The 23426-nt window shown below is 65.3% G+C and carries 23 protein-coding genes and 1 tRNA gene; 11 read left to right on the top strand and 13 right to left on the bottom strand.

The features are described from left to right. Positions 1–45 precede the first annotated feature (45 nt). From rpsD to EJI00_RS16120, 4 genes are all read left to right on the top strand, one after another. Complete coding sequence (gene rpsD, locus EJI00_RS16135; protein WP_013544104.1) at positions 46–669, top strand: 30S ribosomal protein S4; 624 nt, start codon at positions 46–48, stop codon at positions 667–669. Between the two features lie 128 nt (positions 670–797). Beyond that, the gene (locus EJI00_RS16130; RefSeq protein WP_009124827.1) at positions 798–1787 is read left to right on the top strand and encodes a DNA-directed RNA polymerase subunit alpha; all 990 of its coding nucleotides are present in this window, start codon (positions 798–800) and stop codon (positions 1785–1787) included. 81 nt (positions 1788–1868) lie between these two features. Beyond that, positions 1869–2267, top strand: a complete 399-nt coding sequence (gene rplQ, locus EJI00_RS16125; protein WP_028258418.1) for a 50S ribosomal protein L17 — start codon at positions 1869–1871, stop codon at positions 2265–2267. A gap of 18 nt (positions 2268–2285) precedes the next feature. After that, positions 2286–2362 (top strand) — tRNA-Met (locus tag EJI00_RS16120). Positions 2363–2464: 102 nt separating this feature from the next. On the opposite strand, the gene EJI00_RS16115 is transcribed toward EJI00_RS16120, so the two are convergent. From EJI00_RS16115 to EJI00_RS16090, 6 genes are read right to left on the bottom strand one after another with little or no spacing between them, the layout of a single operon-like run. Then, positions 2465–2863: a RidA family protein gene (locus EJI00_RS16115; protein ID WP_126748520.1), complete on the bottom strand. Its 399-nt coding sequence runs from the start codon at positions 2861–2863 to the stop codon at positions 2465–2467. Then, positions 2860–4482, bottom strand: a complete 1623-nt coding sequence (locus EJI00_RS16110) for an AMP-binding protein (RefSeq protein ID WP_126748519.1) — start codon at positions 4480–4482, stop codon at positions 2860–2862. The genes EJI00_RS16115 and EJI00_RS16110 overlap by 4 nt, the downstream gene beginning before the upstream one ends. 5 nt (positions 4483–4487) lie before the next feature. Next, the gene (locus tag EJI00_RS16105) at positions 4488–5681 is read right to left on the bottom strand and encodes an acyl-CoA dehydrogenase family protein (protein WP_126748518.1); all 1194 of its coding nucleotides are present in this window, start codon (positions 5679–5681) and stop codon (positions 4488–4490) included. Between the two features lie 4 nt (positions 5682–5685). Beyond that, on the bottom strand, positions 5686–6540 hold the full coding sequence (locus EJI00_RS16100; RefSeq protein ID WP_126748517.1) for an enoyl-CoA hydratase family protein: 855 nt from the start codon (positions 6538–6540) through the stop codon (positions 5686–5688). Further along, positions 6537–7013 carry a MarR family winged helix-turn-helix transcriptional regulator gene (locus EJI00_RS16095; RefSeq protein WP_126748516.1) on the bottom strand — a complete coding sequence of 159 codons (477 nt, stop codon included), beginning with the start codon at positions 7011–7013 and terminating at the stop codon, positions 6537–6539. Before EJI00_RS16095 ends, EJI00_RS16100 begins: the two co-directional genes overlap by 4 nt. A 1-nt stretch (position 7014) precedes the next feature. After that, a complete protein-coding gene (locus EJI00_RS16090; RefSeq protein WP_409514026.1) occupies positions 7015–9363 on the bottom strand; it encodes a bifunctional salicylyl-CoA 5-hydroxylase/oxidoreductase in 2349 nt (782 codons plus the stop codon). A 157-nt stretch (positions 9364–9520) separates the two neighbouring features. On the opposite strand from EJI00_RS16090, the gene EJI00_RS16085 reads away from it, so the two are divergent. Further along, a complete protein-coding gene (locus tag EJI00_RS16085) occupies positions 9521–10789 on the top strand; it encodes an SAM-dependent methyltransferase (RefSeq protein ID WP_126748514.1) in 1269 nt (422 codons plus the stop codon). Positions 10790–10801: 12 nt separating this feature from the next. Beyond that, the gene (locus EJI00_RS16080; RefSeq protein ID WP_126748513.1) at positions 10802–11128 is read left to right on the top strand and encodes a DUF1840 domain-containing protein; all 327 of its coding nucleotides are present in this window, start codon (positions 10802–10804) and stop codon (positions 11126–11128) included. 122 nt (positions 11129–11250) lie between these two features. On the opposite strand, the gene EJI00_RS16075 is transcribed toward EJI00_RS16080, so the two are convergent. Beyond that, complete coding sequence (locus tag EJI00_RS16075) at positions 11251–12267, bottom strand: Bug family tripartite tricarboxylate transporter substrate binding protein (protein WP_126748512.1); 1017 nt, start codon at positions 12265–12267, stop codon at positions 11251–11253. A 72-nt stretch (positions 12268–12339) separates the two neighbouring features. Next, complete coding sequence (locus EJI00_RS16070) at positions 12340–13266, bottom strand: LysR family transcriptional regulator (protein ID WP_126748511.1); 927 nt, start codon at positions 13264–13266, stop codon at positions 12340–12342. Between the two features lie 111 nt (positions 13267–13377). Between EJI00_RS16070 and EJI00_RS16065 the strand changes: the two genes are divergently transcribed. After that, positions 13378–14154: an SDR family oxidoreductase gene (locus tag EJI00_RS16065; RefSeq protein WP_126748510.1), complete on the top strand. Its 777-nt coding sequence runs from the start codon at positions 13378–13380 to the stop codon at positions 14152–14154. 34 nt (positions 14155–14188) lie between these two features. Here EJI00_RS16065 and EJI00_RS16060 read toward each other — a convergent pair whose 3' ends face one another. The 5 genes from EJI00_RS16060 to EJI00_RS16040 form a co-directional block, all read right to left on the bottom strand. Continuing rightward, complete coding sequence (locus tag EJI00_RS16060) at positions 14189–15154, bottom strand: alpha-ketoacid dehydrogenase subunit beta (protein ID WP_126748509.1); 966 nt, start codon at positions 15152–15154, stop codon at positions 14189–14191. After that, positions 15145–16179: a thiamine pyrophosphate-dependent dehydrogenase E1 component subunit alpha gene (locus EJI00_RS16055; protein ID WP_126748508.1), complete on the bottom strand. Its 1035-nt coding sequence runs from the start codon at positions 16177–16179 to the stop codon at positions 15145–15147. Before EJI00_RS16055 ends, EJI00_RS16060 begins: the two co-directional genes overlap by 10 nt. A gap of 74 nt (positions 16180–16253) precedes the next feature. Next, positions 16254–17141 carry a LysR family transcriptional regulator gene (locus EJI00_RS16050; protein WP_126748507.1) on the bottom strand — a complete coding sequence of 296 codons (888 nt, stop codon included), beginning with the start codon at positions 17139–17141 and terminating at the stop codon, positions 16254–16256. 68 nt (positions 17142–17209) lie between these two features. Beyond that, the gene (locus EJI00_RS16045; protein WP_126748506.1) at positions 17210–18121 is read right to left on the bottom strand and encodes an amino acid ABC transporter substrate-binding protein; all 912 of its coding nucleotides are present in this window, start codon (positions 18119–18121) and stop codon (positions 17210–17212) included. Between the two features lie 14 nt (positions 18122–18135). Continuing rightward, complete coding sequence (locus EJI00_RS16040) at positions 18136–18576, bottom strand: VOC family protein (protein WP_126748505.1); 441 nt, start codon at positions 18574–18576, stop codon at positions 18136–18138. Between the two features lie 250 nt (positions 18577–18826). On the opposite strand from EJI00_RS16040, the gene xylF reads away from it, so the two are divergent. The 4 genes from xylF (at position 18827) to EJI00_RS16020 (ending at position 23332) form a co-directional block, all read left to right on the top strand. Further along, positions 18827–19849, top strand: coding sequence for a D-xylose ABC transporter substrate-binding protein (xylF, locus tag EJI00_RS16035; RefSeq protein WP_126748504.1), 1023 nt, complete (start codon positions 18827–18829; stop codon positions 19847–19849). Positions 19850–19975: 126 nt separating this feature from the next. After that, on the top strand, positions 19976–21166 hold the full coding sequence (locus tag EJI00_RS16030; protein ID WP_126748503.1) for a sugar ABC transporter permease: 1191 nt from the start codon (positions 19976–19978) through the stop codon (positions 21164–21166). Between the two features lie 194 nt (positions 21167–21360). Then, a complete protein-coding gene (locus tag EJI00_RS16025; RefSeq protein ID WP_126748502.1) occupies positions 21361–22137 on the top strand; it encodes an ATP-binding cassette domain-containing protein in 777 nt (258 codons plus the stop codon). 34 nt (positions 22138–22171) lie between these two features. Further along, positions 22172–23332, top strand: a complete 1161-nt coding sequence (locus tag EJI00_RS16020) for an ROK family transcriptional regulator (protein WP_126748501.1) — start codon at positions 22172–22174, stop codon at positions 23330–23332. The last annotated feature ends 94 nt before the right edge of the window (positions 23333–23426 follow it).

The raw sequence follows: 23426 nt of genomic DNA, 5'->3' as shown, positions 1-23426 counted from the left end.
ATGGCTCCCGCAGGCAACTGCGGCAGATGACACAAAGGAAAACTCGTGGCACGCTACCTCGGCCCCAAGGCCAAACTCTCCCGCCGTGAAGGCACCGACCTGTTCCTGAAGAGCGCCCGCCGCTCGATTCAAGACAAGGCCAAGTTCGACTCCAAGCCCGGCCAGCACGGCCGCACTTCGGGTCAGCGCACGTCTGACTACGGCCTGCAACTGCGTGAAAAGCAGAAGGTCAAGCGCATGTACGGCGTGCTCGAGAAGCAATTCCGCCGCTACTTCGAGGAAGCCGACCGTCGCCGTGGCAACACCGGCGCCAACCTGCTGTTCATCCTCGAATCGCGCCTGGACAACGTCGTCTACCGCATGGGCTTCGGCTCGACGCGCGCCGAAGCACGCCAGCTCGTGTCGCACAAGGCGATCACGGTGAACGGCCAGTCGGTCAACATCCCGTCGTACCTGGTGAAGACCGGCGACGTGATCGCCGTGCGCGACAAGTCGAAGAAGCAGACCCGCATTGCCGAAGCGCTCCAGCTCGCCCAACAAGTCGGTATTCCGGCCTGGGTCGAAGTGAATGCCGACAAGGCCGAAGGTACCTTCAAGAAGGTGCCCGATCGCGACGAATTCGCAGCCGACATCAACGAATCGCTGATCGTCGAACTGTACTCGCGCTAAACAGACGACAACGGGCCGCCCTTCGCGGCCCGAATTTGATTTTTTTGTTCCCATCGGGAGGCACTTCCGATGGGTGCTTCACCAGCCTTACCGGTGTAACGAGCCGGGGGTATTGAGAGGAAGTCTGCATGCAAACCACCCTGCTGAAACCCAAGACCATTCAGGTCGAGCAACTTGCCGCCAACAAGGCCAAGGTCACGCTCGAGCCTTTCGAGCGCGGCTACGGCCACACGCTCGGCAACGCGCTGCGTCGCGTTCTGCTGTCGTCGATGGTCGGTTATTCGGCCACTGAAGTCACGATCGCCGGCGTTCTGCACGAGTACTCGTCGATCGACGGCGTGCAGGAAGATGTCGTCAACATCCTGCTGAATCTCAAGGGCGTGGTGTTCAAGCTCCACAACCGCGACGAAGTCACGCTGAGCCTGCGCAAGGACGGCGAAGGCCCGGTCCTGGCATCCGACATCCAGACCCCGCACGACGTCGAGATCATCAACCCCGATCACGTGATCGCGCACCTGTCGCAAGGCGGCAAGCTCGACATGCAGATCAAGGTTGAAAAGGGTCGCGGCTACGTGCCCGGCACGATGCGCCGCTACGCCGACGAGCCGACCAAGTCGATTGGCCGAATCGTTCTGGACGCTTCGTTCTCGCCCGTGAAACGCGTGAGCTATACCGTCGAAAGCGCTCGTGTCGAACAGCGCACCGACCTGGACAAGCTGCTGGTCGAGATCGAAACCAACGGCGCGATCACCGCTGAAGACGCGGTTCGCGCCTCGGCTAAAATCCTGGTTGAGCAGCTTGCAGTGTTCGCACAGCTCGAAGGCGGCGAACTGGCTGCATTCGATGCACCGGCACCGCGCAGCGCACAGCAATTCGACCCGATCCTGCTGCGCCCTGTCGACGAGCTCGAACTCACCGTGCGTTCGGCCAACTGCCTGAAGGCCGAAAACATCTACTACATCGGTGACCTGATCCAGCGCACCGAGAACGAGCTGCTCAAGACCCCGAACTTGGGTCGAAAGTCGCTCAACGAAATCAAGGAAGTGCTTGCCTCGCGCGGCCTGACCTTGGGTATGAAGCTTGAAAGCTGGCCGCCGGCCGGCCTCGACAAGCGTTGATTTTGAATTGAGCCCATGAGGGCTCGTGCCCGGGCAGTACCTGATACGGCTGCCTGTTTAATAAAGTAAAGGAAAAGCACCATGCGTCACGGACACGGACTCCGCAAACTCAACCGCACCAGTTCGCACCGCCTTGCGATGCTGCAGAACATGATGAATTCGCTCATCGAGCATGAAGTCATCAAGACCACGGTCCCCAAGGCCAAGGAACTGCGCCGCGTCATCGAACCGATGATCACGCTCGCCAAGAAGCCCACGCTTGCCAACAAGCGCCTGGCTTTCGACCGCCTGCGCAGCCGCGACAGCGTCGTCAAGCTGTTCGGCGAACTCGGCCCGCGCTTCGCAGCGCGTCCGGGCGGCTACACCCGCATCCTGAAGATGGGTTTCCGCGTTGGCGACAATGCACCCATGGCTCTGGTCGAACTGGTCGACCGTCCTGAAATTAAAGAAGAAGCCGCCGAGCAAGGCGCTGCTGAATAAGGTATAATTCCATCTTGCCGCGCGATGGAGCAGCCTGGTAGCTCGTTGGGCTCATAACCCAAAGGTCGCAAGTTCAAATCTTGCTCGCGCAACCAATTTAAAAGGCCCTTTGAATTTCAAAGGGCCTTTTTTCTTTGGTCGATGAATCCAAATAAAAAAAGCCCTCTTTGCGAGGGCTTTTTTTATTGCTCTGCCGGTCAGTCCGGAATGACCGCCGTCACCTCGATCTCGACCTTGGCGCGGTGCTCGACCAGCGCCGCCACCTGCACGCAGGTCATGGCCGGAAAGTTGCGCCCCATCGCCTCGCGGTACACGGGCCCGAGTTCCGCGAGCCGCCGGCTGTATTCGTCGCGATCCGTCACGTACCAGGTCATGCGCACCATGTGCTCGGGGCCGGCGCCGGCTTCGCGCAGCACTTCGGCGATGTTGCGCAGCGCCAGGCCGCATTGGTCAATGAAGTCGTCCGACTCGAACTGCTGCTGCGCATTCCAGCCGATCTGTCCGCCGACGAACACCATGGTGCCGCGTGCGGCCACGCCATTCGCATAGCCCTTGGGGGGCAGCCAGCCCGGTGGCTGCAAGAGTTTGTTCATCATGTGGTGCTGTTGAGTTGTCTCAGTTTGAATCGCTGGAGCTTGCCGGTCTCGGTGCGCGGCAGCACCGTCACAAACTCGATCTCCCGCGGGTATTTGAACGGCGCGATGCTGGCCTTCACGTGGTCCTGCAGCGCCTTGACGAGTGCGTCGTCGCCTTCATGGCCGGGCTTCAGCACGCAGAAGGCTTTGACGATCATGCCGCGGTCCGGATCGGGCTTGCCGATCACGCCGCACTCGGCCACGGCCGGGTGCCTGAGCAGCGCATCTTCCACCTCAGGCCCGCCGACGTTATATCCGGCCGTGATGATCATGTCGTCGGCGCGCGCCTGGTAGAAGAAGTAGCCGTCGTCGTCTTGCACGAACGAATCGCCCGGATAGTTCCAGCCGTTCTTCACATAGTCGGTTTGGCGCGGATCGTCCAGATAGCGGCAGCCCACCGGGCCCTGCAGCGCCAGCTTGCCGACCGTACCGCGCGGTACTTCGTTGCCTTGGTCGTCCACCACCCTTGCCGTGAAACCCGGAACGACCTTGCCGACCGCACCCCGACGCACCTGGTCGCCCGCAGCGGAAATGTAGATGTGGAATACCTCGGTGCCGCCGATGCCGTCGAGCATCTCGATGCCGGTGGCGTCCTTCCACAGCTGCCGCGTCGCGTCGGGCAGGGCCTCGCCGGCGCTCACGCAGATGCGCAGGCTCGGCGCGCCGTGCTGGCGAACAAAGGGTGCCATCTGTCGGTAGAACGTGGGTGCGGTGTAGCAGATGGTCGCGCCGACCTCGTTGATGAGCTTCACGAGCCCTTCGGGTGTGAACGGCGCATCGGCAAAGTACACCGAGGCGCCGGCCCACATCGGGAACACCAGCAGCCCGCCGAGCCCGAAGGTAAACGCCAGCGGCGGCGAGCCGATCACGATGTCATCGCTTCGCGCTTGCAGCACGTGGCGCGGCCATGTCTCGCACATCGCGAGCACATCGCGGTGCGTGGTGACCGGTGCCTTGGGCTTGCCGGTGGTGCCCGATGTGAATGCGAGCAATGCGATGTCGTCCGACGCCGTGGGGCATGCGGCAAACACACCGCTCTTGCCTGCCGCGCGTGCCGACAGCGAATCGGGTGCATCGGGCTTGTTGAAGGCAATCACCGATGCGAGCACCGGATGCTCGCGCTGCGCAATCGAGAGTTCGTCGAGCAGGCGGCCGTCGCACAGCGCCGCCACCGGTTGCGCCTTTTCGATGATGTCGCCCAGTTCCTTGGCGCGAAGCAGCGGCATGGTGGCCACTGCAATCAGGCCGGCCTTGACCACTGCGAGCCACGCCAACGCCATGGCGACCGAATTGCCACCGCGCAGCAGCACACGGTTCCCCGGCACGAGCGCTAGATCTTCGGTCAGCACCTGCGCGATGCGGTTGACCTCGACGGCCGCCTGCGAATAGGTCAGCGTACCGGTCGGCGAGCGCAGCATCGGCTTGTCGCCGAAGCCTTTGGCAGGCGCCTTGTCCAGAAGCTCCTCGACCAGGTTCAGCTGATCGGGCAGCTGCAGCTCCGGAAGGTCGTAGCGGAAGACCGGCAACTGCTCGGCGGGCGGCAGGCGGTCGTGAACGAAGCGGTCGACTTGGGCAGACACGGTATTTATCCCCGCAGAACGGATTTGCCAATGATCAGTTGTTGAACCTCCGTCGCGCCTTCGTAGATGCGCAGCGAGCGGATGTCGCGGTAGAGGCTTTCAATCTTCGTGCCAACCTTCACGCCGAGGCCGCCGTGCATCTGCAGTGCCATGTCGATCACGCGGCTCGCGTTCTCGGTGGCGCACATCTTGGCCATGGCCGCCGCAGCGGACACATCCCCCACTGCGGCCGCGCCGCGCTGCTCGGCGTCGTCGCGCATCCACGCGGCGCGATAGGTGAGCAATGCGGCGCTGTCGATCAATGCGGCCATCTCACCGAGCTTGGCCTGCGTGAGCTGGAAGTCGGCGAGCGTCTGCCCGAACATGCGGCGGCTCTTCGCATGCGCGATGGCCTCGGCGAGTGCGCGGCGCCCCATGCCGAGCGCGGCGGCTGCCACCGAGGCGCGAAAGATGTCGAGCGTGCGCATCGCCAGCTTGAAGCCGCCGTTGAGCTCACCGAGCTGCGCGGTGCGCGGCACAACGCAATTGTCGAAGCGCAGGGTAGCCAGCGGGTGCGGCGCCATCACCTCGATGTGCTCGGAGGTGTCGAGCCCGGGTGTCTTCGCATCGACGATGAACACCGTGATGCCGCGCGTGCCACCGGTCGGGTCGGTCTTTGCAAACACGCAATAGAAGTCGGCGATGCCGCCATTGCTGATCCAGGTCTTCGTGCCGTTCAGGCGCCAGCCCTCGGCGGTGGGCTCGGCGCGCATCGCCATCGCGGCCACGTCCGACCCCGCATCGGGTTCGCTCAGCGCAAAGGCCGCGATTTTCTCGCCCTTGCCCACGGCCGTGAGGTACTGCGACTGCTGCTCGGGCGTACCCGCAAGCGTGATGGCCCCGCTTCCCAGACCCTGCATCGCAAACGCAAAGTCCGCCAGCGGCGAGTGGTAGCCCAGTGTTTCGCGCAGCAGCACGAGCGCGCGCGAATCGAGACGCTCGAGCGCGCCACCCGCGGTGCCGGGCACGGCGTAGCGCAGCCAGCCGCAGTCGCCAAGGCGCCTTACCCACTCGCGGCAGGCCGCGCGGTCGTCACGCTCATCGATCTCTTGCGCCGCGCACCAGGGCAGCAGGTCACGCGCGAGCGAGCGATGGGCTTCGTCGAAGAACGGCAGCGCGAGGTGCGTTGTCGAAGGCGGAGCGGGAATCTTCGTCATCATGGCGTCAGTCCCCACCGAACACCGGCTTACGCTTGGTGGCGAAGGCTTCGTAGGCGCGCTTGAAATCCTCGGTCTGCATGCAGATGGCCTGTGCCTGCGCTTCGGCCTCGATGGCCTGGTCGATGGTCATCGACCATTCCTGCGAGAGCATCGTCTTGGTCATGCCGTGCGCGAAGCTCGGGCCTTCGGCCAGTTCGCGCGCCACCTTGGTGGCAGCCTCGAGCAGTGCATCGCTTTCGTGCAGCGCGTTGAAGAAGCCCCAGGCATGGCCTTCCTGCGCCGTCATTGCGCGGCCGGTGAAGAGCAGCTCCGATGCACGGCCCTGGCCGATCACGCGCGGCAGCAGTGCGCACGCACCCATGTCCGCACCGGCAAGGCCCACGCGCGTGAAAAGAAAAGCAGTGCGCGTGGCGGGCGACCCGTAGCGCAGGTCGCAGGCCAGCGCAATCATCGCGCCGGCGCCGGCGCACACGCCGTCGATGGCACCGACGATCGGCTGCGGGCATGCGCGGATCGCCTTGACCAAGTCGCCCGTCATGCGTGTGAACTCGAGCAGCTCGGGCATGCGCATGCCGGTGAGCGGGCCGATGATCTCGTGCACATCGCCGCCCGAGCAGAAGTTGCCCCCGGCACCGGTAACGACGATGGCCTTCACGTCCGTGGCGTAGTTCAACGCGCGGAACAGGTCGCGCAGCTCGGCGTACGAATCGAAGGTGAGCGGGTTCTTGCGCTCGGGGCGATCGAGCGTAACGGTGCCGACGCCGGCCTCATAGCTCCAGGCGAAGTGCTTGGCCTTGTAAGGCGCCTTGGCCTCGAATTGCGCGCGCATGGGATTGCCCGCTCCGATGTAGTGCTTCATTCGGCCTCCGCCATCTGGCTGTGTGAGTGTTGCTTGACCTTGCCGAGCAGCTTGTGCAGCTGCGCGATTTCCTTGGCGCTGAGGCCCGCGAAGGCGTCGACGATCCAGTCTTCGTGCTGCTGCGCCATTTCGTTGAAGAGCTTGCGGCCGCGCGCGGTAAGACGCACGCGCCAGGCGCGCCGGTCGCCCTCGACGTCGACGCGCTCCACCAACCCTTCGGTCACCAACTGGTCGGTGATGCCTGTCACGTTGCCGCCCGTCACCATCATGCGGCGCGAGAGCTCGTTCATCTTCAGGCCGTCGGGCGCACGCTCGAGCTGCGACATCAAATCGAAGCGCGGCAGCGTGGTCGAGAACTGCGAGCGCAGTTCGTTGCGCACCTGCTTCTCGATCAGCTGCGTGCAGGTAAGGAGCCGCAGCCAGAGCCGCAGGGCTTCGGGGTGTTCGCTGTGCGCGCGCGCTTCGAGGTCCATGTCAGTGCGTCTCCTCGTTGTTCTGCGCGGCCATTGCGGCATTGGCCGCCGCGGCAATCTGCTGCTGCTTGGCGATCTCGCGGTACATCTGGTCGCGCCCGCTCAGGTATTGCTTCGGCCAATCGACATCGCGGCTCTGCAGCTTGGCCGCTTCGTGCAGGGTCCAGGCAGGGTCGGCGAGGTGCGGGCGCGCGATGGCGCAGAGGTCTGCACGCCCGGCCGCAATGATGCTGTTCGCCTGGTCCGCATCGGTGATGGCACCCACTGCAATGGTCGAAATGCCGACTTCGTTGCGGATGCGGTCCGAGAACGGCGTCTGGTACATGCGCCCGTACACCGGCTTCGCGGCCCTCGTGGTCTGGCCCGACGACACGTCGATGAAATCGGCGCCGGCTTCCTTGAAGAGGCGAGCGACGGTGACCGCGTCCGCATCGGTGTTGCCGCCGGGCGCCCAGTCGTGCGCCGAGATCCGCACGCTCATCGGCTTGTCTTCAGGCCAGGCGGCGCGCATCGCGCGGAACACTTCGAGCGGATAGCGGCAGCGCGCTTCGATGTCGCCGCCGTACTCATCAGTGCGCAGGTTGGTCAGCGGGCTGATGAAGGCCGACAGCAAGTAGCCGTGCGCGCAGTGCAGCTCGAGCCAGTCGAAGCCGCATTCGGCGGCTCGGCGGGTGGATTCGACGAACCGCTCGCGCATGTCGTCCATCTGCTCGCGCGTCATGGCGGCCGGCAACTGGTTCTGTTCGCCATAAGCCACCGCGCTGGCCGACAGCAGCGGCCAGTTGCCGCTCTCCAGTGGCTCGTCGGTGCCCTCCCAGCCTACGCGCGTCGAGCCCTTGGCCCCGCTGTGGCCAAGCTGCATCGCAATCTTCGCACTCGATTGCGTGTGCACGAAGTCGACGATGCGCTTGAACGCAGCCTGCTGCGTGTCGTTGTAGAGGCCGGTGCAGCCGGGGGTGATGCGGCCTTCGGGCGTCGGGCTCGTCATTTCCACGAACACCATGGCGGCGCCGCCGAGCGCGCGCGCACCCAGGTGCACCAGCAGAAAGTCCTGAGGCACGCCGTCGACCGCACTGTAGGTGGCCATTGGCGACACCAGGATGCGGTTCTTCAGCGTGAGGCCGCGCACGGTCAGCGGCATCAGCATGGGCGCCACCGGCTTGCCGCCCGCGAGCCACCGCTCGTAGCCGCCGAGCCATTCGGTGTCGCGCACGCGCAGGTTCTCGTGGCTGATGCGCTGCGAGCGCGTGAGCAGCGAGTAGGCGAACTGCTCGATCTGCATGCCGGTGTAGCGCGGCACGTTCTCGAACCATTCGGTGGAGTTGCGGGCCGCGTTCTGGATCTTGAGCACCTCGACGCTGCGGCGCGCCTCGTACCCCTCGAGCACGTGGTCGACCGTGCCGCCGCGCTCGAACTCATTCGCCAGGTCGATCGCGTCTTCGAGCGCGAGCTTGGTGCCCGAGCCGATCGAGAAGTGCGCCGTGTGCGCCGCGTCGCCCATCAGCACCACGGGCACCGAGCGGCCCTCGACGTCGATGCGGTGCGTCCAGCGCTCGCACACCACGCGCGGAAAGCGGATCCAGTTGGCCGAGCCGCGCAGGTGCGTGGCATTGCTGATGAGCGGATGGCCGCCCAGGTACTTGGCGAACAGCTTTTCACAGAAAGCAATGGCCTCGGGCTGCTCCATCTGGTCGAGGCCGTGGGCCTTCCACACCGCCTCGGGCGTTTCGACGATGAAGGTGGATGTCTTGTCGTCGAACTGGTAGGCATGCGCCTGGAACCAGCCGTGCTCGGTCTGCTCGAAAGCAAAGGTAAATGCGTCGAAAGTCTGGTGCGTGCCCAGCCACACGAAGCGGCAGTTGCGCAGGTCGATGTCGGGCTTGAACACATCGGCATAGCGCTGGCGGATGCGGCTGTTGAGGCCGTCGCTGGCAATCACCAGGTCGGCGTTGTACTGGGCGGCAATCGCCTGGTCGTCCGTCGCGTCGGTTTCGAACACCAGCTTCACGCCCAGCGCCAGGCAGCGCTCCTGCAGGATGTTGAGCAGCCGCTTGCGGCCGATGCCGCAGAAGCCGTGGCCGCCCGAGCGCACCTGGCGGCCCTTGAAGAAGACCTGGATGTCGTCCCAGTGATGGAATTCGTTGCCGATGAGCGCCGCGGTTTCGCCGTCCGCCGTGGCCAGGTTGACCAGCGTCTGGTCGCTGAGCACAACCCCCCAGCCGAAGGTGTCGAACGGGCGGTTGCGCTCGACCACGGTGATGTCGAGCGCAGGGTTGCGCGCCTTCATCAGCAGCGCGAAATACAGCCCGGCGGGGCCGCCGCCGATGCACAGGATGCGCTGAAGGTCCATGGCGGGTGCGGCGGAAGCGCCGGCGGTAAGGCTGTTCATGATTGAATAGTTTAAGCATAAACAATCTGCTGTCAACGGGACCACTACCACGGGGGGTACCGCATGGGTTGTGCGATGTCATGCAAAAAACTGAAAAAATCAATACCATGGCCGCACCATGCAAAGCTTGATACCCAAGATCGAGTCGCAGCTTGCGTCGCTGCCCGTGCCCATCGCGCTGGAATTGCCTGATGGCCGAAGAGTTGCCAAGCCGGGGTCCCGCGTCACCCTGGCGTTCAGCGAGTGGTCGGCGCTCGCCAAGCTGGCGGCCAGGCAAGTGGGCGCCATTGGCGAGGCGTATGTAGAAGGCAAGGTCCAGATCGAAGGCGCAATGCGCGACCTGATCGACGCAACGGTCGGCATGCTGCCCGGCAACCCCGCCGAGACCAACACCACCTGGTGGACACGCCTGGCCCGGCTGGCCAAGTCCCGCGGCTCGCACTCATTGAACAAGGACGCGGAGCAGATCCAGTTCCATTACGACGTTTCGGACGATTTCTATGCCCTGTGGCTCGACCCGCGCCGGGTCTACTCGTGCGCGTACTTCCGCACCCCCGACCTGACGCTTGCCCAGGCGCAGGAAGCCAAGCTCGACCACATCTGCCGCAAGCTGCTGCTGCAGCCCGGCGAGAGGTTCCTGGACATCGGCTCCGGCTGGGGCGGGCTGCTGATGTGGGCCGCCGAGCACTATGGCGTGGACGCCACCGGCATCACGCTGTCGAAGAACCAGCATGCGCATGTACAGCGCCTCATCGAAGAAAAAGGCCTGCAGGGCCGGGTGCGCGTGGAGCTGCGCGACTACCGCGAGCTTTCCGCCGATGCGCCTTTCGACAAGATCGCGTCGGTCGGCATGTTCGAGCACGTGGGCGCGGCCTACATGCCGACCTACTTCCGCAAGATCCATTCGCTGCTGAAGCCCGGCGGCCTGGTGCTGAACCACGGCATCACCTCGGGTCAGCTCGACTACCGGCAGCTGGGCGCGGGCATGGGTGACTTCATCGAGAAGTACATCTTCCCCGGCGGCGAATTGCTGCACGTGACGCATGTGCTGCGCGAAACGGCCGCCGCGGGCCTGGAGATGGTCGACACCGAAAGCCTGCGCCCGCACTACGCGCGCACGCTCTGGGCCTGGTCGGACGCGCTCGAGGCGCAGCTCGACACCGCACGCGAAGTGCTGGAGCGCACCGGCGGGCCCCAGAGCCGCAATGCCGAGCGCATCTTGCGGGCTTATCGTCTGTACCTGGCGGGCTCCGCCATGAGCTTCGAGCAGGGTTGGATCTCACTGCACCAGATGCTTTCCACCAAGCCGGACGGCAGGGTGGAGCACGGTGCGCTGCGCGGTTCGCAATCGGTGTACCCTTTTGCCCGTGACTACATCTACAAGTGAGTAAAAACAACCATGCTGTACAAATTCCAATCGCGGGCTACGCCTGACTTCGTGATGCTGGAGGTGCATGCGCGCCAGCTGCTCGACATCGTCGGCAAGCCGGCCGCGCCCCAGGGCATCATCACCGTCGAGCAGATTCCCGCCGCCATCGCGGCGCTCGAGTCCGCGCTGGCACGCGAAGCCAGCAACGCCCCCCACAACCACGACGACCACGTCGTCGAAGGCCACGCCGATGACGCCGAAAAGCAGCATGTGAGCCTGCACCAGCGCGCCGCGCCGCTGCTTCACATGCTGCGAGATTCGCTGGCCGAGAAAAAAGACGTCACCTGGGGCACCTGACCGGCGCGCATTCCAGCCCTGCCTCCTTCGAGAAACACCGCGGAACCGGCTTTGCCGGGCCGCTGGTGTTGCCCCCTGAAAGGGGGTTGGCGAAGCGACACGAAGTGCGCGAAGACTGGGGGTTAGTCTACTTTCGCGCCGGAGTCCTTCACCACCTTGGCCCACTTCACATGCTCGCTGGCAATCAGCTTGGTGAAGTCGGCCGGTGAATTGCCGCTCGGAATGGCGCCTTGCGCCAGCATCTTTTCCTTGATGGCGGGCGTGCCGAGCGACTTGGCCACTTCCTGCTGGATGCGGTTCACGATGTCGGGCGGGGTGCCGGCCGGCGCCAACAAGCCGAACCACGAGCTCGCCTCGAAGCCCTTGAGCGCCGGGCCACCCGCTTCCTCGACGGTCGGAACATCAGGCAGCGCCGGCGAGCGCTGGGCGCTGGTCACCGCCAGGGCCGTGAGCTTGCCGCCCTTGATCTGCGCCATCGACGAGGGCAGGTTGTCGAACATCACGTCGGCATTGCCGCCCACCATGTCCAGCAGCGCCGGGCCCGAGCCCTTGTACGGAATGTGCGCCATGTAGGTGCCGGTCATGCTCTTGAAGAGCTCGCCCGCCAGGTGGATGGACGTGCCGCTGCCGCTCGAAGCCATGTTGAGCTTGCCCGGATTGGCCTTGGCGTACTTGATGAAATCCTGCACGTTGCGGATGTTCAGGGTCTTGGCCTTGTCGGCGTTCATTTCCATCACGTTGGGCACGGCCGCCACCAGCGTGATCGGCGCGAAATCCTTGATCGGGTCGAACGGCAGCTTGGGATAGAGCGCGCGGTTGATGCCGTGCGTGCCCACCGTGCCCATCAGCAGCGTGTAGCCGTCGTTCGGCGCGCGCGCGACAAGCTCTGCGCCCACGTTGCCGCCCGCGCCCGCGCGGTTGTCGACGATGAACTGCTGGCCGAAGGCCTTGGAGAGCTCGGGCGCAACGGCGCGCGCCAGGATGTCGGTGGTGCCGCCGGCTGCAAAGGGCACGACGATGCGCACCGGCTTGTTCGGCCAGGTGTTCTGGGCCCACGAAGGAACAGCCGCAAGGGCGATCACTGCCGCGGAAGCGGCAAGCGCAGCCCGGCGATTCGATTTGAAAGTTGAAGAAGTCATGCGCGCGTTTGTACAGGTGAAGGGCATGGTGCGTCGCGGGTAAAAACCCCGGTGGCGCGCCGGTTATGCCGGTTAGGCCACCTGCATCCGCTCGGCGAAGCGCTCGCGGCGAAAGCGCTCGAGAACAAAGTCGATGAACACCCGCGTCTTGGCCGGCAGCAGCTTCTTGCTCGGGTAATAAAGCCAGACCGCACCCGCATCGAAATGCCACTCGGGCAGCAGGCGCACCAGATCGCCGGTGCGCAGCCCCCGCTCGACGAACGGCATCGGCAGCATGGCCACCCCCAGGCCCATGAGTGCGGCATGGGCGATGGCCTCCGGGTCGTTGAAGATCGCGCGCGGCCGCGGAAGCTCCACCGTCGTCTGGTCGCCGTTGGCGTGCTGCAGCGTCCAGCTGCGCAGCCGGCCCGTGGGCGAAGAACGGCGCAGCAGCGCATCGAATTGCGCCAGCTCCGCCGGATGGCCGGGCAACGCGCGGCCTGCCAGATACCCCGGCGCGGCCACCGCCACCACGTGGATGCGCGCCAGCTCACGCGCGACCATGCCGGGCGACAGCTCGATGCCGCCGCCGATGGCTGCGTCGAAGCCCTCACCCACCAGGTCCACCTGCTGGTTGTCGAAATGCCAGTCGGGCAGGATCGAGGGGTACCGCGCAAGAAAGTCGCCCATGAGCGGCAACACGTGCTCCCGGCCGAACGCCTGGCCCATGCTCACCTTCAGCGTTCCGGCGGGTTGGCCGTCGTCCTTCGAAACATCGGCCACGGCGTCTTTCAGCGTTGCGAGCGCCCCGCCGATCTGCCCCAGGAAGCGTTCACCACCTTCCGTCAACGTCAGGCGGCGCGTGCTGCGCTGAAAGAGGCGGACGCCCAGGCGCGCTTCGAGCCGCGCAACATTCTTGCTGACCGCCGCGGGCGTGAGCCCCAGCCGACGGGCGGCGGCCGAGAAGCTGCCGCTTTCCGCGCTCTGGACAAAAGAATCGAGGTGATTGAGCGGTTCCATTCGCTTATTTTCAACCAATGGTTGAATTTGATTGCACCAATTGACGGCTACCGGGAGGGTAATGAAATCCTGACACTGAAGGTCTTCCAGTTCACAACTTCAGGAAAACACATGGCCTCCACCCCTCAATCCACCCCCCAATCCGCTACTCCCGTCCTGGCCGGCAAGGTCGCTTTCGTCACCGGCGGTTCGCGCGGAATCGGCGCTGCCATCGTGCGCCGCCTGGTCCGCGACGGCGCCGCCGTGGCCTTCAGCTACGCCAGTTCCAGCGCTCCCGCCGACAAGCTCGCACGCAGCATCGAAGCCGAAGGCGGCCGCGCACTGGCGCTGAAAATCGACAGCGCCGACGCCGCCGCGCTCACGGCCGGTATCGACGAGGCAGCCCGCACGTTCGGCAAGATCGATGTGCTGGTGAACAACGCGGGCGTGTTCCTCGGCGGCAGCCTCGACGACTTTTCGCTCGAGGACTTCGACAAGACGCTCGACATCAACGTGCGCGCCGTGTTCGTCGCGGCCAAGGCGGCCTCGCGCCATATGGGCGAGGGCGGCCGCATCATCAACATCGGCAGCACCAACGCCGAGCGCATGCCCTGGCCCGGCGGCAGCGCCTATGCCATGAGCAAGTCGGCGCTCAAGGGGCTGGTGCAGGGCCTTGCGCGCGACCTCGGCCCGCGCGGCATCACGGTGAACAACGTGCAGCCCGGCCCGGTCAACACCGACATGAACCCGGTCGACGGCCCGAACGCCGCCGCCATGCACGGGCTGATGGCGCTCGCCCGCCATGCGCACCCCGAAGAAATCGCCGGCATGGTGGCTTACCTGTCCAGCCCCGAGGCCGCCTTTGTGACGGGCGCGAGCCTCAACATCGACGGCGGCTTCGCGGCTTGAACGGCCGAGTTGATGGGCCTCCAAAGGCCCGACATCAGCCCAGCAGCTTTTTCGCGGCCGTCGCCACGGCTTTGGCACCGACGCGCGACTGCGCCTCCAGCACCGGCGCATAGCCGACCGGAATGCGCGGCGCGCCGAGCCGCGCCACGCGACACCCGGTGGCTTCGGCGGCACTGGCCGCAATCTCTGCGCCGAAGCCCGCCACCTGCACCGCCTCGTGCACCACCAGCAGCCGCTGCGTGCGCGCGCAAGAAGCAAGCACCGTCTCGCGGTCCCACGGCCAGAGCGTGCGCAGGTCGATCAGGTCGGCCGCAATGCCTTCGGCCGCGAGCGCATCGCAGGCGGCCGCGCATGCCTGCACCTGCCTGCTCCAGCTCACGATCGTGATTGCGCTGCCCTCGCGCACGCGCCGCGCCTTGCCAAGCGGCACGGCCATGTCTTCGTCCACATCGCCGCGCAGGCCCCACAGCGTCTTGTGCTCGATGTAGACCACCGGATCGCCGCACTGCAGCGCGGCGCGCAGCAGGCTGTAGTTGTCCTGCGGCGTCGAGGGGCTCACCACCACCACGCCCGGCAGGTGCGCAAACCAGGCCTCGAGCGACTGCGAATGCTGCGCGGCCGAGGCGTCCCAGATGCCGCCCGGCATGCGCGCCACCAGCGGCACCCGGCCCTGCCCGCCGAACATGAAGCGGTTCTTGGCGGCCTGGTTCACCAGCTCGTCCATGCCGCAGAGTGCAAAGTCGACCACGCGCATCTCGACCACCGGGCGCAGGCCCGCGAGCGCCATGCCCACGCCGGCACCCATGATCGCGGCCTCGCTGATCGGCGTGTCGATCACGCGCTCGGCGCCGAAGGTCTGCTGCAGCCCCTTGTACTGGCCGAAGATGCCGCCGCGGCCCACGTCTTCGCCGAGCACCACCACGCGTGCATCGGCTTCCATTTCGCGTTGAGCCGCGAGCACCGCGGCTTCGGAATAGCTTAAATCCTTGTTCAGTGCCATTGGCCTGCTCCGATGGTCTGCACGTCGGTGAAAGCGGCGGCGGCGTCGGGCCAGGGTGCCGCATCGGCAATGGCCAGGGCGGTATCGACCTCGTCGCGAGCAGCGTTCTCAATCGCGTCGAGCGTGGCAGCGCTCGCGCCATGCGAGAGCAGATGCCCGCGCGCACGCGCAATTGGATCGGTTTCGAGCGCCGCGGCGAGCTCGGCCGGATCGCGGTACGCCGCGAGATCGACCGAGACATGCCCCTTCACCCGGTAGGTCAGCGCATGCAGCAGGCGCGGCCCGCCGCCGTCGCGCACGTCGCGCACCAGCCGCGCGGCGGTTTCGTGCACCGCGAACACGTCGTTGCCATCGACCTGCGTGGCTGCGATGTCCATCGATGCGGCGCGTGCCGATGCGCCTTCGCCCGCCGTCATCGGCCCGCTCGCCGTGGTCGCGCTCCAGCGGTTGTCCTCGCAGACGAAGAGCACCGGCAGGTCGTACACGCGTGCCCAGTTCAGCGCCTCGAGAAAGGGCCCGCGGTTGATTGCGCCGTCGCCGAAAAAGCAGACCGTGATGTCACCGTTTTTCTTGAGCACCTTTTGGGCGTGCGCCGCGCCCACGGCAATCGGCAGGCCGGCCGCCACCACGCCGTTGGCCCCGAGCATGCCGACCGAAAAGTCCGCAATGTGCATCGAGCCGCCCTTGCCGCCGTTGAAGCCCGTGGCCTTGCCGAACAGCTCGCACATCATGCGGGCCAGGTCAGCGCCCTTGGCCAGCGTGTGGCCGTGGCCGCGGTGCGTGGAGGTGAGGTAATCGCTCACGCGCAGGTGGGCGCACACGCCTGCCGGCACCGCCTCTTGCCCGGTTGAAAGATGCAGCGGCCCGCGCACCTTGGCGGAACCGGCGGCCTGCTGGCCATAGGCGCTCACGCCGCCCTGGCTGGCCGCTTCGGCGGCGTTCTCGAATGCGCGGATGCGCACCATGGTGCGGTACAGCGCCTCGCCGAGGATCCTTGGCGTGGCGCTTGAATTGCTCGAATCCATTGTGTCTCCAGCGCCGGTGATGCGGGCGCATGGGAAAAAATGGTATCAAGCGTGACGAGCCTTCGGCACGGGGCTTACCCCCGACGCGTCTCGGTTGCCTCGGCCGCTTCTTGCAAGCAGTGCGCGAGCCGTCCCACGATGGGCGGACTGGCTCGCGGCTTTCGTTGCAGAAGGCCCACTTCCCTGTAGAACGTGAGCTCGCCAAGCGAGAGCACGCGAACGCTCGCAGGCAGCGGAAGGTGCGCCTCGACCAGCGGCACCAAGGCAACGCCCAGCCCCTTGGATGTCATGTGGATGAGCCCCGGAATTTCGTCGAGCTCGATCGAATCGTTGACGACGATGCCTTCGCGGCGCAGGAACCGTTCCACCATGCGTCCGCCGAACGATGCGCGGTCGTAGCGCAGGAACGGTTGCTCCTGGATGAGGGTGCGCCAGTCCTTCCCCGGCATCTTCTTGGGCGCAATGAGCACGTACGGCTCGTGCACCAGCGATTGCCACGTCAGGTCCGGAAGAATGCCGAAGGGCGGCCTGATGATCACCGCCGCGTCGATGACACCGGCGTCCAGGTCGTCCATCAGCCGCATCGACACGCCGGGCGACACATGCACGCGAAGTTGCGGAAGCTCCTTGCGCAGGCTGGCAAGCGCACGCGCCAGCAGCGTCGATTGCGTCGAGGCAATGGCGCCGATCCGCAGCAGCCCGCCGTGGGCGGCATCCTCCGGCAGCTCGCCGAGCTTTGCATAGAGCGCGCAGATTTCTTCCGCGCGCCCCAGCGTCGTCTCGCCCGCCGCATTCAACGTGGCCGACCGGCCCGTCCGGTCGAAGAGCTCGAAGCCCAGCGCTTCCTCGAGCCGCTTGATCTGGCTGCTGACGGCCGATTGCGTCAGGCCGATGCGCTCGCCCGCGGCGGCAAACGTGCCGTGGCGGCACACGGCGATGAAGGTTCTGAGCTCGTTGATCATGGCCCGAGCATCTCAAGAATCGATGCCCGGTTCAACGACTCATCGCTCGGAGTCATGCATCGGACCCGCTACCGCGCCTCGTACTCTTCCATCGGCTTGTCGGTCGGGTTCGCCCAAGCAGCCTTGGTCAGTGCGCTTGCCGGCAGGCCGACCTTCGAGTTGTGGGGCGGAATGGGCTGCACAAACCACTTGTCGTAGATACGTGCCGCCTCTCCGCTCCTGGCGAGCGACACCACGCTCTGGTCGACGAGCTTCTTGAATGCCGCATCGCCCTTTGGAAGCATGATTGCAATCGGCTCCACGCTGAGCACCTGGTCGAGCAGCTTGTACTGCGCCGGCTCCCTGCTCTTGGAAATCAGCGTGGCAAGAATCTGGCCGTCGGCCGCAAAGCCCTCCACGCGGCCCGATTCGAGCAGCAGGAAGCCCTCGCTGTTGTCCTTGGCCAGCACTTCCGCAATCTCGCCGGCACCGTCGCGCTTGAGCTTTCGCAGGATTTGTACAGACGTGGTGCCCGTTGTCGCGGCCACGGCCTTGCCGGCAAGCTGGGCCGGGGAAGCAATGCCGGAAGCTGCCTTGACGGCGATGCGAACCCCTTCGACGTAGAGCGTGGGCGCAAACGCCACGTCTTTCTGCCGCGCCGTGTTGTTGGTGGTGGTGCCGCACTCGATGTCGACCGTTCCGTTCTGCACCAGGGCAATGCGGTTCTGCGGCGTGACCAACTGGTACTTCACGTTGATCTTCTCGAGCTGCAGCGCCTTTCGAATGTCTGCAATGACACGTTCGCAGACTTCGACATGAAAGCCCGTGTAGCTGCCCGGTCCGAGCGTGAAGGACATGGCGCCCGAAGCGTCCCGCACGCCCATCGTGATGGCACCGGATTCCTTGATCTTCTTCAGGGTATCGGTTTGCGCGGACGCGTTTACTGCCGAAAGCAGGAGAGCCGCGGCAGTGGCGCCCGCGAGGAGCAAATGTGTTTTCACGCGGTGCTTCTTTCTCAAACGGCGAACAGCGAATCCAGATTCGCGAACGACTTCATCTCGATGGCATTGCCCGAGGGATCGAGAAAGAACATCGTCGCCTGTTCGCCCGGCTCGCCCCTGAAGCGGATGTAGGGCTCGATCACGAACCTGGTTTGCCGCGCGACGAGCTTGTCGGCCATGGCCTGCCACTTTTCCATCGGAAGAATGGCGCCGAAATGGCGCACCGGCACCTCGTGGCCATCTACCGCGCTGCTGGCCTTGTGGCCGCATTCATCGGGCGCGAGGTGCGCCACGATCTGGTGGCCGTAGAAATCGAAGTCGACCCATTCCGGCGCGCTGCGGCCCTCGGGGCATCCGAGCAGATCGCCATAGAACGCACGTGCTTCGGCAATGTCGCGCACCGGAAAAGCCAGGTGAAAAGGGATTCTTTCGTGAGGAGCATTCATGGCGGACATCGCGGCTGGGAGTTGAAGGTGGGCAAACTTTAAGCAGCAGTCCTCATAACCGAAAACGATATATTTCCTCGCTGAGCATCGATTTCTTCAATGCTTCGCAACGGTCCAGTGCCTTGCACTTTGAAACCAGGCTTATCGGGAATTCCCGGATGACCTTGGCCCAACACCAATGGGATAGTTAGTTCGCCCTTCAAACTAACTAATTTCTTACACGGCGTTTTCGCCGGGCACCACCACAGGAGAGACATCGATGCAACTCAAGCACACCTTGGCCGCCATGGCCTTCGGCCTCACCGCAGTGAGCGCATTGGCCCAGACCGTGGTCGGCGTGAGCTGGTCCAACTTTCAGGAAGAGCGATGGAAGACGGACGAGGCCGCCATCAAGGCCCAGCTCGAGAAGCTCGGCGCCAAGTACATCAGCGCCGATGCGGGTGGCTCGCCTGAAAAGCAACTGGGCGACATCGAGGGGCTGATGTCCAAGGGCGCCAAGGCGCTCATCGTGCTTGCGATGGACAAGGACGCGATCCTGCCTGCTGTCACCAAGGCCACGCGCCAGAAGGTGCCCGTGGTGGCCTACGACCGGTTGATCGAAGCGCCCGGTGTTTTCTACATCACGTTCGACAACGTCGAGGTCGGCCGCATGGAGGCGCGCGAGGTGTTCAAGGTCAAGCCCAAGGGCAACTACGTGATCATCAAGGGATCGCCGAGCGACCCGAACGCCGACTTCCTGCGCGCGGGCCAGCAGGAGGTGCTGGACGCCGCCGTGAAGAAGGGCGACATCAAGATCGTCGGCGACGAATACACCGAAGGCTGGAAGCCCGAGGTCGCGCAAAAGAACATGGAGCAGATCCTCACCAAGGTCGGAAACAAGGTCGATGCGGTGGTGGCGGCCAACGACGGCACGGCGGGCGGCGCGGTGGCCGCGCTCACGGCCAAGGGCCTGCGCGGCATTCCGGTGTCGGGCCAGGACGCCGACTTTGCGGCGCTCAACCGCATCGCACTCGGCACGCAAACCGCCACCATCTTCAAGGACTCGCGCGAACTCGGGCGCGAGGCCGCCAGCGCTGCCATCGCACTGTCGCAGGGCAAGCCGGTCGAAAAGGCCGCGCCATGGAATTCCGGTCCGAAGAAGATCTCGCTGTCGTCCCGCCTGCTCACGCCGGTGCCGATCACGCGCGACAACCTCGACGTGGTCGTGAAGGCTGGCTGGATCAAGAAGGACGAGCTCTGCAAGGGCGTCCCGGCGGCCAGCGCGCCCGCGGCCTGCAAGTAGCAACGACAACAGCAACGGCAGCGAGCCCGAGCGCGCGCTGTTGATCCGCGCAGCACTGCGCCGGCCGGCCCGCGGGCCCGGCCGGAGAGCCGCCGCGCACCCGTAGCTTCGAGAGGGCACAAAAAAATGAGCAACCAAACACCAGGCTGGTGGCGGCGCACCGGCGTCGACCTGCGGCTGCTGTTGATGAGCGTGCTGCTGATCGCGATGGGCGTGGTCTTCAACGTGATGTCCGGCGGCGTGTTTCTTTCGCCCGAGAACCTCTACAACGTGGCGCAGCAGACGGCCGTGGTGGGCATCGTGTCGACGGTGATGGTGCTGGTCATCGTCGCGCGCCACATTGATCTCTCAGTCGGTTCGGTCATGGGCTTCGTCGGCGTCCTGATCGCCTACCTGCAATACACGTCGGGCTGGTCGTGGCCCACGGCCTGCCTGGCGGGCCTTGCCGTCGCACTGCTGGTGTCCATCTACCAGGGGTGGCTCACGGCGATGCTGGGCGTACCGTCGTTCGTGGTCACGCTGGGCGGCCTGATGTCGTTTCGCGGCGCGGCCTTCCTGGTGGCCGACGGCAAGACACAGCCGGTGAACGACGAGTTCTTTCAGCGGCTCGGCGGAGGCTACGACGGCGGCATCGGCACCACCGCAACATGGGCCATCGCGGCCTTCGTGGCACTGGTGCTGTTCGCCCGAATGCTGCAGAAGCGCCGCGCGCGCGCCCGTCATGAAATGCCCAACGAGCCTCTGTGGATGGAGGTGCTGCTGACGGCAGTGCCAGCAGCCGTGGTGTTCGTCTTCGCGGCGGTCATGAACAACTACCAGATTGCCTCGAAGGATGCTCCACAGGGGCTGCCGATTCCGGTGTTGATCTGGGCCGTGGTGGCCATCGTGCTCTCGTTCATCGTTCACCGCACGCGCTTCGGCCGCTACGTGTTCGCGATGGGCGGCAACCCGGATGCAGCGGCGCTGGTGGGCATTCCGGTAAAGCGCGTCACGCTGATGCTGTTCGCGTTGCTCGCGGTGCTGGTCACCGTGGCGGCCATCGTATCGATTGCGCGTCTCAATGCCGGCACCAACTCGCTGGGCACCGGCATGGAGCTGTACGTGATCGCGGCGGCCGTCATCGGCGGCACCGCACTCGCGGGCGGCACCGGCTCCATCTTTGGCTCGGTGCTGGGCGCGCTCATCATGCAGTCGCTCGACAGCGGCATGCTGCTGCTCGATGTACCGATCGGCAAGCGCATGGTGATCATCGGGCAGGTGCTGATCGTGGCCGTTGTGTTCGACGTGCTGTATCGGCGCAAGTTTGGGGAGAACTAGATGAAAGTGCGCTGTGCGGAGCAGTCGTTGGTCAGCCAAACACCGAGAGCGTGCCTCAGTGCACAGGGCATCGGGTACTCCCCGCAGCGAAATAAAGGAGGAGGGCGAAGCCCGGGGGACATTCGCGGAGGGGAGTACCCGGTGGCCTTTGCACTCGCCCTGAAAAACAACGCGCAAATCGCAACGGAAACCAGATGACCACGCCAGACACCGCAAAACCTTTGGTCGAACTGCGCGAAATCCGCAAAGCCTTCGGCGGCGTAAAAGCCGTGGACGGTGTGAGCATCAACCTCCACCCTGGAGAAGTGGTCGCAGTGCTGGGCCACAACGGCGCAGGCAAGTCCACGCTCATGAAGATGCTCGCCGGTGCCTACCCCATCGATTCGGGCGACACGCTGATCGCGGGCGAGAAGGTCCACATCCGCACCCCCGCCGAGGCGCAGGCGCTGGGCATCGAGACCATCTACCAGACGCTCGCGCTGGCCGACAACCTCGACTCCGTGTCCAACCTCTTTCTCGGCCGCGAGAAGATGACGCGCTGGAACACGCTCGACGATCATTTCATGGAAGTGCAGGCGCGCAAGGTGTTCCAGCGCCTGAACAAGAACTTCACCAACATTCGCATTCCGGTGCGCAGGCTCTCGGGTGGACAGCGGCAGGTGGTGGCGATCTCGCGTGCGCTGTATTTCAACGCGCGCATTCTCATCATGGACGAGCCCTGTGCCGCCCTCGGCCCCGAAGAAACCGCCATGGTCGGCGGGCTCGTGAAGCAGCTCAAGGCCGACGGCGTCGGCATCTTCCTGATCACGCACGACATGCCCGATGTGTTCTCGCTCAGCGACCGCGTCGCCGTCATGAAGAACGGCAAGCTCGTGGGCACCTACCGCACCGCTGACGTTACCGAAGACGAAGTGCTCGGCATGATCATCGCCGGCAAGCGCCCCGAAGGAAAAGAGCAGGCGCACAGGTGAACGCGGTCGTGGTCCGTGCGCCGGGGGCTGGTTCATGACCATCGGCGACCAGCAACTCCTCAAGCGCATGAACCGCAGCGCACTGCTGCGCCTGCTGCGCGCGCGGCCCGGTCTCTCACGTGCGCGGCTGGCGGCGGAAAGCGGGCTTACCAAATCGACCGTGAGCCTGCTGGTGCGCGAACTGCTCGACGAGGGGTGGCTCAGCGAAGCCGGTGCCACCGTGGCCGACGGGCTCGGGCGGCCTTCCACGCCGCTGCAGATCAACGTCGGCGTGCGCGCATTGATGGGCGTCGAGATCGCGGTCGAAACCGTGCGCCTCGTCTGCGTCTCGCTGCAGGGCGAGGTGCTTCATGCCGACACGCGAGCGCTGGCCGACGGCACGCCCGCGGGCGCGTGTGCGCAGGTCGCGCGCATGGCCGCGGCGGCGCATGCGCGGCTGAAAAGCCTCGGGCTGCGCCTCTCGAGCATCGGTGTCGGCGTGCCGGGCGCGGTGGACGATTGCACCGGTGTGGTCCGCTTTGCGCCCAACCTTGGCTGGCGCAACGTGAGCCTGCTGCCCGCGCTCGAAAAAGCCTTTGCCGCGGTGGGCCTGCCAGGTGTGACGGTGCAGCTGCAGAACGATGCCGATGCCGGCGCGCTCGGCGAGTATGAATTTTTTGGCAGCGAAGGCGGAGACCCGCTGATCTTCGTCAGCTGCGACGTGGGCGTGGGTGCCGGCGTGGTGCTGAACGACCGCCTCTTCACCGGTGCGCAAGGCATGGCCGGCGAGATCGGCCACACCATCCTGCAGATCGACGGGCCGCTGTGTTCGTGCGGCCGCCATGGCTGCGCCGAAGCCTTCTTCGGCTCGCGTGCGCTGGAACGCGAAGGGCCCGGCATGGCGCATGCAGCGGCTGTCCTGGGCGTGCTGCTGCAGAACCTGTGGGTCACCTTCGATCCGCGCGCCATCGTGCTCGGCGGCAAATCGTGCACCAACCATCGCGCCCTGTTGCAAGCGGCCTTCGAGGTGGTCAAGCGCCAAGCCGACGTAGTCGGCATGCCCGCGCCCGATTTGCGCCTGGCGCGCTACGGCGAGCTTGCGGCCGCTGTCGGAGCGGCGGCGCTGGCGCTGCATGAATACCTGCGGCCGCTGCAGCCCGATGCGCGCACGCGCCGTGCCCGCGCCGCGCGCGAAGACCGAGTACCTTCGAACTAAACGACTCGCTTCAAAGCGGTATCGCCACCGGCATTGCACGGCCACATGCGCAAACCGCCTACGCACGTCGCCGTGGCCTTGGCCTAGGTTCTTG

It is taken from the genome of Variovorax sp. DXTD-1, from assembly GCF_003984625.1.
Classification (GTDB): Bacteria; Pseudomonadota; Gammaproteobacteria; order Burkholderiales; family Burkholderiaceae_C; genus Variovorax.
The sequence above is the reverse complement of the archived record's forward strand: the minus strand, read 5'-3'. Positions and strand labels throughout refer to the sequence as shown.